The sequence below is a fragment of the Paenibacillus sp. FSL H7-0326 genome, from assembly GCF_001955535.1.
In the GTDB taxonomy this organism is placed as follows: Bacteria; Bacillota; Bacilli; order Paenibacillales; family Paenibacillaceae; genus Paenibacillus; species Paenibacillus shunpengii.
This window is the reverse complement of record NZ_MPVN01000002.1, coordinates 698467-710796: the sequence shown is the minus strand read 5'-3', so window position 1 is coordinate 710796 and position 12330 is coordinate 698467. Positions and strand designations below refer to the sequence as shown.

The 12330-nt window shown below is 49.2% G+C and carries 8 protein-coding genes; all 8 read left to right on the top strand.

All coding sequences use genetic code 11. The features are described from left to right. Positions 1-22 precede the first annotated feature (22 nt). Positions 23-1327, top strand: coding sequence for a dihydroorotase (locus BK126_RS14225; RefSeq protein WP_076313219.1), 1305 nt, complete (start codon positions 23-25; stop codon positions 1325-1327). A 94-nt stretch (positions 1328-1421) separates the two neighbouring features. Next, entirely contained in the window at positions 1422-2564 is a 1143-nt protein-coding gene (gene carA, locus BK126_RS14220) for a glutamine-hydrolyzing carbamoyl-phosphate synthase small subunit (protein WP_076313218.1), read from the top strand. Position 2565: 1 nt separating this feature from the next. Further along, positions 2566-5784 (top strand): carbamoyl-phosphate synthase large subunit, encoded by a 3219-nt coding sequence (gene carB / locus BK126_RS14215; protein WP_076313217.1) that lies wholly within the window; start codon positions 2566-2568, stop codon positions 5782-5784. Between the two features lie 106 nt (positions 5785-5890). Beyond that, positions 5891-6631: an orotidine-5'-phosphate decarboxylase gene (pyrF, locus tag BK126_RS14210; RefSeq protein ID WP_076313216.1), complete on the top strand. Its 741-nt coding sequence runs from the start codon at positions 5891-5893 to the stop codon at positions 6629-6631. Continuing rightward, positions 6628-7269, top strand: coding sequence for an orotate phosphoribosyltransferase (gene pyrE / locus BK126_RS14205; protein WP_076313215.1), 642 nt, complete (start codon positions 6628-6630; stop codon positions 7267-7269). Before pyrF ends, pyrE begins: the two co-directional genes overlap by 4 nt. 261 nt (positions 7270-7530) lie before the next feature. Further along, on the top strand, positions 7531-8301 hold the full coding sequence (locus BK126_RS14200; RefSeq protein ID WP_371264563.1) for an ABC transporter ATP-binding protein: 771 nt from the start codon (positions 7531-7533) through the stop codon (positions 8299-8301). After that, complete coding sequence (locus BK126_RS14195) at positions 8264-9370, top strand: efflux RND transporter periplasmic adaptor subunit (protein ID WP_076313214.1); 1107 nt, start codon at positions 8264-8266, stop codon at positions 9368-9370. Before BK126_RS14200 ends, BK126_RS14195 begins: the two co-directional genes overlap by 38 nt. Next, the gene (locus BK126_RS14190) at positions 9370-12330 is read left to right on the top strand and encodes an ABC transporter permease (protein WP_076313213.1); all 2961 of its coding nucleotides are present in this window, start codon (positions 9370-9372) and stop codon (positions 12328-12330) included. Before BK126_RS14195 ends, BK126_RS14190 begins: the two co-directional genes overlap by 1 nt.

Sequence of the window (12330 nt, the reverse complement as noted above, 5' to 3'; positions counted from 1 at the left end):
GTGACCGGAGCGGAGGATCTAAATGAAAGCTTATTTTATAAAGAATGCGAACGTGCTGAATCAAGAAGGGGAACTTGAACGGAAAAGCATTATGATAGCGGATGGCAAAATTGTAGACATTATGAATGAAAATGCAGGTCACTTCGCATCAGAAAATACAGATGTAGAAGAAATTGATGCGGCAGGCAAGCTGGTTGTCCCGGGGCTGATCGACATGCATGTACATCTTAGGGAGCCGGGATTTGAGCATAAAGAGACGATCGAAACCGGCAGCCGTTCTGCTGTAAAAGGCGGATTTACTACCATCGCCTGCATGCCGAATACGAGACCTGTCACAGATGATCCGGAAACGGTGCAGCTGGTGCTGAATAAAGCACAGGAAGCAAATCTGGCAAAAGTACTGCCCTATGCAGCTATTACGATCAATGAACTGGGCCGTGAGCTGACCGACTTTGAAGCACTTAAATCAGCAGGGGCGATCGGTTTTACAGACGATGGTGTTGGTGTGCAGAGCGCGCAGATGATGAAGGATGCGATGGCCTTAGCGGCTTCGCTGGATATGCCGGTCATTGCTCACTGTGAAGATAACTCTCTGGTAGAAGGCGCATGTGTAGCCGAAGGAGAGTTCGCAAGGAAGCATGGACTCAAAGGGATTCCAAACGAGTCTGAGGCAATCCATGTAGGACGCGACATTCTGCTGGCAGAAGCAACAGGTGTTCATTACCATGTCTGCCACGTAAGTACAGAGCAATCCGTAAGACTGATCCGCCAGGCGAAAGAAATCGGAATTAAAGTAACGGCTGAGGTATGTCCTCACCATCTGATACTGGCAGATGAAGACATTCCGGGTCTGGATGCGAATTGGAAGATGAATCCTCCGCTTCGATCCCGTCGTGATGTTGAAGCCTGCATCAAGGGGCTTGAGGACGGAACGCTCGATATGATCGTCACTGACCATGCACCTCACAGCGCGGAGGAGAAAGCCAAGGGGATGGAGCTCGCTCCGTTCGGAATTGTCGGATTTGAGACCGCATTTCCGCTGCTCTATACCAAGTTCGTGGAAACAGGAAAATGGACGCTCAAGTTTCTTGTTGACAAAATGACAGCGGAGCCTGCGCGGGTATTCAGACTGGATACAGGTCGCCTTGAGAAGGAGGCCATTGCGGATGTCACCATCATTGATCTTGAAGGACTTCGCGCGGTTGATCCGAACGAGTTTGCGACCAAAGGACGCAATACTCCATTTACAGGCTGGGAGCTCAAGGGCTGGCCGGTTATGACTTTTGTAGACGGCAAGAAGGTATACTCTGATCCAACATTAAGCTAAGCAAGTAATCAATGGATTACGCACTATTATCTTATCAATTCATTATGTAAGCACATTTTAAATATGAAAGAGATACAACGAAGGAGTGAGTTGGATGCAGGCACAAGCAAGATTATTACTAGAAGACGGCACATTGTTCACAGGCAGAGCATTCGGGGCTGAAGGTGAGCAAACAGGTGAGGTCGTTTTTAATACAGGAATTACGGGCTACCAAGAGGTGCTCTCTGATCCTTCTTACTGCGGACAAATTGTAACAATGACCTATCCGCTGATCGGAAACTATGGCATTACCCGGGATGACTTTGAATCGATCCGTCCATATGTGCATGGGTTTGTAACCCGCCGGTATGAACCTGTGCCAAGCAACTGGCGCGCTGAATACAGCATTGACATGCTGCTCAAAGAGCACGGAATTATCGGAATCAGCGATATCGACACACGGATGCTGACACGCCGCATTCGCCATCAGGGAACCATGAAAGGAATTCTGACAACAGGCTCCAAGTCGGTTGAAGAGCTTCTGGAAATGATGGGTGATACGACGATTGATGAGCTTCGCAACCAGGTGCCTCTGACTTCTACGAAACATGTATATAACAGCCCTGGCATCGGCGAAAAAATCGTACTTGTCGACTACGGTGCGAAAACAGGGATTTTGCGTGAGCTGAACAAGCGCGGCTGTGACATTGTGGTCGTACCTCATGACACGACGGCAGAAGAGATCCGCAGATTGAATCCGGACGGAATTCAGCTCTCTAACGGCCCTGGGGATCCAAAAGACGTGCCTCATGCAGTCAAGATGGTATCTGAGCTTCTGGGTGAATATCCGATCTTTGGGATCTGTCTGGGACATCAGCTGTTCGCTCTGGCAGCAGGTGCAAATACGGAAAAACTGAAATTCGGACATCGCGGCGGTAACCATCCGGTAAAGGAGCTTGAAACAGGGCGCTGCTATATTACTTCCCAGAACCACGGCTATACGGTTAACGAAGAATCCATTAAAGGAACAGATCTGGAAGTTACACATATCAACAACAATGACAAAACGATTGAAGGGTTGAAGCATACCAAATACCCTGCTTTCTCAGTGCAGTATCATCCAGAAGCAGCACCAGGTCCACAGGATAATTCCTATCTGTTCGACCGCTTCCTTGATATGATTCGTGAACATAAACAAAACAACCCGCAGAAGCCGCGCCAAGCCGTTCTTGCCGCAGCAGGGAAAGGAGCACGCTAACATGCCTATTAATAAAGACCTCAAGAAAATTCTTGTCATCGGGTCCGGCCCGATCGTCATCGGTCAGGCTGCAGAGTTTGACTATGCCGGGACCCAAGCGTGCCAAGCGCTCAAAGAAGAAGGCGTGGAAGTTGTTCTTATTAACAGCAACCCAGCTACAATTATGACTGACACCAATATGGCAGACAAAGTATATATCGAACCGATCACTCTCGACTTTGTCACCCAAATCATTCGTCAGGAGCGTCCAGACGGCCTGCTTCCAACGCTCGGGGGCCAAACCGGTCTTAACATGGCAGTGGAGCTGGCTCGTGCCGGCGTACTGGAAAGTGAAAATGTAAAATTGCTCGGAACCCAGCTTACTTCGATTGAGAAAGCGGAAGATCGTGATCTGTTCCGTGAACTGATGCGTGAGCTGGAACAGCCGGTACCCGAAAGCACGATTGTAACAACAGTAGAAGAAGCAGTAAAATTCGCAAATGAGATTGGATACCCAATCATTGTTCGACCTGCTTATACGCTGGGTGGAACAGGAGGCGGTATCTGTGCAGATGAAGAAGAGCTTCTTGAGACCGTAGCTTCGGGTCTTCGTTACAGCCCGATTACACAGTGCCTCGTTGAAAAGAGTATCGCGGGAATGAAGGAAGTCGAATATGAAGTCATGCGGGATGCTAACGATAACTGTATCGTTGTCTGCAACATGGAGAACTTTGACCCGGTAGGCGTGCATACAGGCGATAGTATCGTCGTGGCTCCAAGCCAAACGCTGTCCGACCGTGAATATCAAATGCTTCGCTCGGCGTCACTTAAAATTATCCGTGCCTTGAACATTGAGGGTGGATGTAACGTGCAATTTGCACTGGATCCGCAAAGCTTCCAATACTATGTTATCGAGGTTAATCCGCGTGTCAGCCGCTCTTCTGCACTGGCTTCCAAAGCAACGGGATATCCGATTGCCAAAATGGCAGCTAAGATCGCACTCGGCTACACACTGGATGAGATCATTAACCCGGTAACAGGTCAAACCTATGCATTCTTTGAGCCGACGCTGGACTACATTGTAAGTAAAATTCCGCGCTGGCCATTCGATAAATTTACATCCGCCAACCGCAAGCTGGGTACTCAAATGAAAGCAACCGGCGAGGTTATGGCGATTGGGCGTACTTTTGAAGAGTCCATCCATAAGGCTGTCCGCTCTCTCGAGATTGGTGTCCACCGCATCTATCTAAAAGAAGCGGCAACACTCGAAGATGAGGTACTTAGAAACCGCCTTGCTAAACCGGACGATGAGCGTATGTTCTTAGTCGCTGAAGCATTCCGTCGTGGATACACACTTCAAGAAATTCAGGATATTACGAAGATCGACTGGTGGTTCCTTGATAAGATTGAAGCCATCGTCAAATTCGAAGACCAGATTCGGTCAGAGAAAGAACTGACTGCGGAAACATTGTATCAAGCGAAACGCATGGGCTTTACTGACCGCGCCGTTGCCGAGCTTCGTGCTGAAGGTCAACCAGGGTCTGCTCATACGAAGGAAAGTGAAGTCCGTGCAATGCGTGAGGCTCAAAACCTGCGCCCTGTCTACAAAATGGTAGATACCTGCGCAGCGGAGTTCGAAGCAACCACACCTTACTACTACTCAAGCTATGAAACCGAGAATGAGGTTCTTCCTTCCGACAAGGAGAAGATTGTGGTACTGGGTTCGGGTCCGATTCGGATCGGCCAAGGTATCGAATTCGACTATTCAACAGTCCATGCGGTATGGGCGATTCAAAATGCGGGATACGAAGCGGTTATTATCAATAATAACCCTGAAACAGTATCCACGGATTTCAATACGTCTGACCGACTCTACTTTGAGCCATTGTTCTTCGAAGACGTAATGAACGTAATTGAGCAGGAGAACCCGATCGGCGTCATCGTGCAGTTCGGTGGACAAACCGCAATCAACCTGGCTGCACCGCTGGCCGCAGCAGGTGTGAAGATACTGGGTACGGATCTTGCGAGCATTGACGAAGCCGAAGATCGCAAGAAATTTGAAGCACTGCTGTCCCGATTGTCGATTGCACAGCCGCAAGGCAGCACGGTTACTTCTGTAGACGAGGCCGTCGGCACTGCACAAGGTCTGGGGTACCCGGTGCTGGTGCGTCCTTCCTACGTACTTGGCGGACGTGCGATGGAGATTGTATACTCTGACAGCGAGCTGCTCAGCTACATGGAGCAGGCGGTGAAGATTAATCCTGAGCACCCGGTGCTGATTGACCGCTATATGCTGGGTAAAGAGGTTGAAGTCGATGCAATCTGTGACGGTGAAACGGTCCTGATTCCGGGCATTATGGAGCATGTGGAGCGCGCAGGTGTTCACTCCGGTGACTCGATTGCGGTATATCCTCCGCAGCATTTAGAAGCACATCTGAAAGAAAAAATTGTGGATATCACGATCCGAATTGCGAAGGAACTCAAAACGATTGGACTCGTGAACATTCAGTTTGTTATCTATCAGGATGATGTGTATGTCATCGAGGTAAACCCTAGATCTTCAAGAACCGTTCCATTCCTGAGTAAAGTAACCGGTATTCCAATGGCGAATCTGGCTACCCAGGCAATTCTTGGCAACAAGCTAGCTGATCAAGGATATGTGGATGGGTTATGGCCGGAGAGTGACCATGTATCGGTTAAAGTACCGGTCTTCTCCTTCGCGAAGCTGCGCCGTGTGGAACCTACGCTGGGACCTGAAATGAAATCTACGGGTGAAGTTATGGGCCGTGATGTACTTTACGCGAAGGCTTTGTATAAAGGGCTGATTGGAGCGGGCATGAAGATTCCGTCTTCCGGTGCCATCATCGTCACTGTAGCGGATAAAGATAAAGACGAGGCCGTATCTCTGCTCGGCGGCTTCTACAAGCTTGGCTACAAGATTATTGCAACTGGCGGTACTGCGGAAGCACTCGCTAAGGCGGGAATTCCGGTGCAAACAGTCAACAAGCTGAGCGAAGGAACCCCGAACATTCTGGATATGATTCGTACAGGTGAAGCGAACTTCGTATTCAATACGCTGACAAAAGGTAAAACGCCGCAGCGTGACGGATTCCGTATTCGCCGGGAAGCCGTTGAAAACGGGGTTGTATGTATGACTTCTCTGGATACAGTACGCGCGCTTCTGCAAATGCTGGAGACCATTAACTTCTCCTCCGAATCCATGCCAGCGTTCAGCCGCTGATTCGTATAAACAATATCTTAAGGACATCGATAGAGCTCTGAATCAGCGGGCTTTATCCGATGTCCTTTATAACGAACAAAAGAAATGGAATGGAGGAGAGCGGCGGATGCAATTAACTTCTGAATATAAAGAGATGGCCGGACGCCTCATGGTCGCATTGGACTATCCAGATGCAGACAGTGCCAGACAGCTGATCGACCGTCTTGAGGGAATACCTTGTTACATGAAAGTCGGAATGCAGCTATTCTATACGGCAGGACCATCCTTTGTGAAAGAGCTGAAGGCGAAAGGGTATTCTGTATTTCTGGATGTGAAAATGCATGATATTCCCAATACAGTGAAGGGTGGCTCACATAGCATAACCCGGCTGGGTGTGGATATGTTCAACGTTCATGCAGCGGGGGGCAAGGAGATGATGTCTGCTGCACTGACAGGAGCGAAACAGGCAGCGGAGGAGGAAGGACTTACAGTTCCGACGATTATCGCAGTAACCCAGCTGACAAGTACCAATCAAGCGACGATGAACGATGAAATAGGCATTCCAGGCGATGTCGAGACGGCTGTTGTGCGCTATGCCTTACTCACCAAGGAAGCGGGACTTCACGGTGTGGTTGCTTCACCACTGGAGGTAGCTGCAATCAGAGAAGCCTGTGGACATCAGTTTTATACAGTTACACCAGGGATTCGCCCTGCGGGAAGTGCGGTAGGTGACCAGTCCCGAATTCTTACACCCGGACAAGCCATTGCTGGAGGCAGCAGCTACATCGTTGTGGGCAGACCTATAACAGCCAGTGAGAACCCAAGAGCAGCAGTAGAGCAAATTATTGAGGAGATGATGAATCAATGACAACACTAACGCAAATTCCAGAACAGCTGGCATCCAAATTGTTACAGATTAAGGCGGTGGCATTGCGCCCGAATCAGCCTTTTACCTGGACCTCCGGCATTAAATCTCCGATCTATTGCGACAATCGGCTCACGATGTCTTATCCCGAAATCCGTGATCTCATCGCTGAATCGTTCGCAGCTGTGATCCGCGAGCAATATCCCGAAACAGAAGTGATCGCGGGAACAGCAACGGCCGGTATACCTCATGCCGCATTCGTTGCGCAGAAGCTGGGCCTTCCGATGATTTACATTCGCGATAAGGCCAAAGGACACGGTAAAGAAAACCTGATTGAGGGACTTGTCCGCGAGGGGCAAAAAGTCATCGTCATTGAAGATTTAATCTCCACTGGCGGAAGCTCTTTGAAGGCTGCGAAGGCGGTACAGGAAGCGGGTGCTGATGCGCTTGCCGTACTGGCAATCTTCAGCTATCAGCTGGATCGGGCAGCGAAGGCTTTTGAAGAAGCAGGAATTCCACTGCAAAGCTTGTCCAATTATACAGCGCTGACTGAAGTGGCTCTGCGTGAAGGAGCTATTGCCGAGGCGGATCTGGCTTTGCTTCGCTCCTGGCGTGAAGATCCAAGTTCATTTGGAGTGTAATATAAAAGGTTCTATAGATAGGCGGCCCTGCGGAGGGCCGTTTTTTTGTTGATCCAAACAAATGAAATTTATCTTTAAAAGGTTGTAACTTATTCCTGTTTCCTGTCGTTTATAATGCAGATAGAAATATTTGTAATTATATTCTAGTTATTTCCTTGTAGTGTTTGGGGGTGAGTTGTTATAAGAAACCCATTTCGCAGCAGAAAAACGCAGGATGATGACAAACGTTCTTCTATATTTGTTCAGGAGGAGAATAATGCATTGCCTGAGAGAGAGCCTTCTCTTGAGATGATCAGCATAGAAGAGAAGAACGAGTCTATAGGACACTCGGATTCGGATCCATCTCAGCTGGAATCTAGCGAGCCTGTTCTTAAGGTGTGCAATGTTCATCGCAGCTTTGAGACGGGGGGGAAGGCGATTCATGTACTGAAAGGCATTGATCTAGAGGTCCATGCGGAGCAGCTTGTTATGCTGAAAGGAAGGTCAGGCTCGGGGAAGACGACCTTGCTAAATATGCTGGGCGGCCTTGATCAGCCAACCAGTGGTGAGATCTATTTTAATGGAAGGCCCCTGCATGATTCAGGAGACGGGAGTCGCACCAAGCTCAGACGACAGGATATTGGGTTTATTTTTCAAGCGTATGCTCTGATGCCCTTACTGTCTGCATGGGAAAATGTAGAGCTGTCCCTTCGGATGGCGAATGTTCCAAGGAGTGAATGGAAGGAGAGGGTGGCTTATTGCCTTGATATGGTGGGCCTTACCAAACGAGCGAAGCACCGGCCCTTTGAGCTGTCAGGCGGAGAGCAGCAGAGAGTCGCAATAGCCAAGGCCATAGCACACCGCCCGAAGCTTCTGCTCGCGGATGAACCAACGGCAGAGCTTGATTCCAAGATGGGAGCACAAGTGATGGCCGTTTTTCGAAATATGATTGCAACAGAGCAAGTAACGATCTGCATGACGACACATGATCCTACGATTTTGGAGGTTGCAGACCATGTTCATGAGATGGTGGACGGTAAATTCATTACATAACGAATCCTATACCAGCTGGAAGAGACGCCTTCGGAGCATTGCACTAGTTGGTGCAGCAGGTCTTATGCTCAGCGGCTGTTCCTTACTACCGGCAGAACCAGAAGAGGAGGTACTACCCCCGATCACACCGCCGACCATATCCAAGAAACCGGAATATGAGGTTCGTACAGAAACGATTGAAACCAAGGTTTCGGGTTCCGGCAAGCTGATGAGTCAGAGAGAGGAGAAGGTTTATTTTACACTGGATGGCATGCACATCAAGGAGCTGTTCGTCAAACCGGGAGATAAGATAAAGGCTGGACAGCAAATTGCTGTGCTGGATGTGGAGGAGCTGGAGAAGCAGATTCGCCAGAAGAAGCTGCAGATTCGAAAAGCGGAAGTTCAGATGAAGGAGACACTCCGCAAAAAAGACGAGATGGACCCTGTCGAATATGAAGAAGCTGTAATTACGTTTGAAGAGCAAAGACAGGAACTGGCCGATCTGGAGGAGCAGGTAGGCAAATCAACGCTGTCAGCCCCTTTTGCAGGCACCGTGCTGAGTGTTCAGGTGGAAAAAGGAGCTGCTGTGAAGGCATACGATCCGATTGCGACTATTGCTGACACATCCAATCTCGTTGTTGCCGCTACTTTTGCCAAGAAGGATCTGGAAGTCATTGCACAAGGAATGAAGGCTGAAGTGGATATCAATGGGGCAGGTACGCACACAGGTAGCATTCAGGTGATGCCTATGGAATTGGCCGAAGAAACGGGTTCTGGAGGAGAAGGAGGAGCAGGGACACCTCCTGCACAGGAATCACTGGACCAATATGTCATTGCTCAGCTGGATGATTGGCCTAAAGGCTTAAATCGCGGTACCCCCCTTACCGTATCGATTGTAACTCAGCGTAAGGAGAATGCTGTTTTAATACCGATCTCTACACTTCGATCCATTGGATCCAGAACTTATGTACAAGTTGTAGAGGCGGATGGTAGCAAGAGGGAGGTTGACGTTGAGGTAGGTCAGCAGACATCGACGGATGTTGAAATCCTCAAAGGTCTGACGCCCGGACAGAAGGTGGTCGGAAGGTAATGAAAGGAATGCCCTTGTTGCGCCTCTTGGCTCGAAAAATGTGGAACACCAGATGGCTCACGCTAAGCACCTTGCTTGGTCTTATTGTGGCTGTAGGTTTCACCGTCAGCATCCCCATGTATGCAGATGGAGCGTTAAAGCGTGTCGTCGCTCAGTCTTTGGAAGAAGAGAGCAGTGGTATGCCTGCAGGTTCTCTGCTCATGAGCTATCAGGCGGCAGGAGGAACGAAGACAGACCTTGCCTCGCTGAACGAAGTGGATCGATATATTAGGGAAGATGTTTCGAGCAGCATCGGCTTCGATCACAATACTTATCTTAACGTCCGTACGATCCGCAGCACGGAAGTTAGTCCTGAAGATCCTACCAAAGTTGACGCCAGCAGAATCAGGACCATGACCGCTGGCTCAATGACTGATTTAGAAGATCATGTAACAGTGACTCAAGGTGTTATGCCAGGCAATCAGGTGCGGGATAACGTGATTGAGGCAGCGATGCTTGAGGAAGGTATGTATCGAAACGACCTGCATGTCGGTGACATCCTGGAATATCCGGTATACAGCGGGCTTGATCTGACGCTGAGGGTCAAAATTACTGGTGTTTTTACTCCGGATGATCTGACCGATCCTTATTGGTTCCAGGGATTTGAAGGAATGATGAATGGACTGTATATTGATCCGGAAGTGATGAATACGTATTTGCTGAGTGAAAAAGGTGTTCCGCTTCAGACCTCCAGATGGTACTACGCCTTTGATCTGGGTGAGATTCAAACGAGCCAGCTTCCAGGTCTAGGAAGAACACTCGAACGGTTGGATATCGAACTGTATCAACGATTAAAGGACACCAAAGTCGATATCTCCTTCGGTGATTTGCTTGCTAACTTTAGAGCCCAGAGCTTGCAGCTGCAGACCATGCTGTTCACACTTGCGGTTCCGATGATTGCCATGGTCTTCTATTTTATCGTCATGAACGCAAGACAATCGCTTCAGAAGCAGGAGAGTGATATTGCTGTTCTGCGGAGCCGGGGAGCATCGGCCAGACAGATTATTTTATTGTATTTGCTGGAGGGTCTAATACTCGGCGCGGCAGCTATGATGGCAGGTCCATTTCTTGGCTGGTTTATGGCGAAGAGCATAGGGTCTGCCAGCGGATTCCTGGAGTTCGTTGATCGCAAAGCCATACCTGTAGGTGTAACGCAGGATGCACTCTGGCTAGGCCTTGTTGCGGTAATTGCGTCCATGATCGCTTCCGTTATTCCGGCAATTAATTATGCAAGAGCGACAATTGTGGATGCCAAGCGCCGACAGGCGAGAAGTGATCGTAAGCCGATATGGCAGCGGTGGTATCTCGATATTTTATTGCTCGGTATTTCTGGGTACGGCTACTATCTGTTCTACGAACGCCAGATGCTCACCTTTCAAACAGGAATGACAACCGATCAATTGCAGGTGCAGCCATTTTTATTTTTTGTGCCCGCCATCGCAATATTTGCTATGGGTCTGTTCTTTTTGAGGTTATTTCCGTTGATTCTCAAACTGATCCAGTGGATCGGCCGCAAAATTTTTCCGGTTCCACTCTATCTAACGCTGACTCAGCTCTCTCGGTCTTCATCTTCTTATTACCCGCTTATGATCCTGCTTGTATTGACTCTGGGACTGGGTGTGTACAATGCATCTGCTGCAAGAACCATTGATCTGAACTCCACAGAACGTACGCTGTATGAATATGGGACGGATGTCGTTATGCAGACGGTATGGGAAGGGTCCCCTGAATTGACTCCAGTCAACGGAGGAAATTCGGGAGGGGGAGGCAACCCGAACGAGCCTGGGGGCAGTTCTGGCGGGGGAGGAAATAACAATGGAGGAAATACAGGCGGCAATCCCGGTGGAAGTCCAGGAGGCGGGGGCAATTCCGGCGGTGGAGGGAATCCGGGCCCGGGTGGAGGCGGCGCAGCACCTGGTAGAATGATATACTCTGAGCCGCCTTTTGAAGTATTCAGGCAGCTGCCAGGCGTAGAGCACGCTGCCAGGGTTCTGCAAACCAAAGGGAATGTCATTGTCTCGGGTAAATCAGCAGGTCAGGGAATGATTGTAGGCATCGATAATGTAGATTTTGCCGAGGTGGCCTGGTTCCGTAATGATCTATTTCCAGCTCATCCGAATCGTTATCTTGATCTGCTTGGTCATTATGAAGGGGCCGTCATTATTCCTTCCAATCTTGCGGAGAAATATCAGCTGGAAAGTGGAGACATTGTTTCCATTGCTCTACAGGAGCAGATGATCGAATTTGTTGTATTTGGTATTCTGCCATACTGGCCGGCACAATACCCGGATCAGACACCATTCTTCATTGCCAATTTGGATTATATCTACGACCAGGTTCCGATGATTCCATACGAGGTGTGGCTCAAGATGGAGCCCGATGCTTTAGTTGCTCCTCTGATGACGGAGTTAGCCGATGCAGGGATCGAATTGTCCTCTGTAAAGGATGTACGTACCGAGCTTGTTGCAGAGAGCAAGCATCCTTCGCGAGGCGGAGTTTTTGGAATATTAAGCCTTGGATTTCTTGTTTCCATTATTATTTCATTAATTGGTTATGTACTGTATTGGTTCTTCAATCTGTCAGGCAGAGTCGTTCAGTTTGGTGTGCTGAGGGCGATGGGACTCTCCAGAGGTCAGCTGAGCGGGATGCTGCTGCTCGAACAGGTATTTACGGCAGGGTTATCCATAGCACTAGGGATCGGTATAGGTCAGCTGGCCAGCAGAATGTTTCTTCCATTCCTGCAGACGACAGATAATGTAGAGACTCAGGTGCCTCCGTTCCGGATCGTGTTCGAAGCCAGTGATACGAATCAGCTGTATATCGTAACCGGAGTCATGCTCTTCATTGGAGCAGTGATGCTGTTATGGCAAATTCGCAGACTCAGAGTACATCAGGCTGTGAAGATGGGAGAGGAGCGCTGA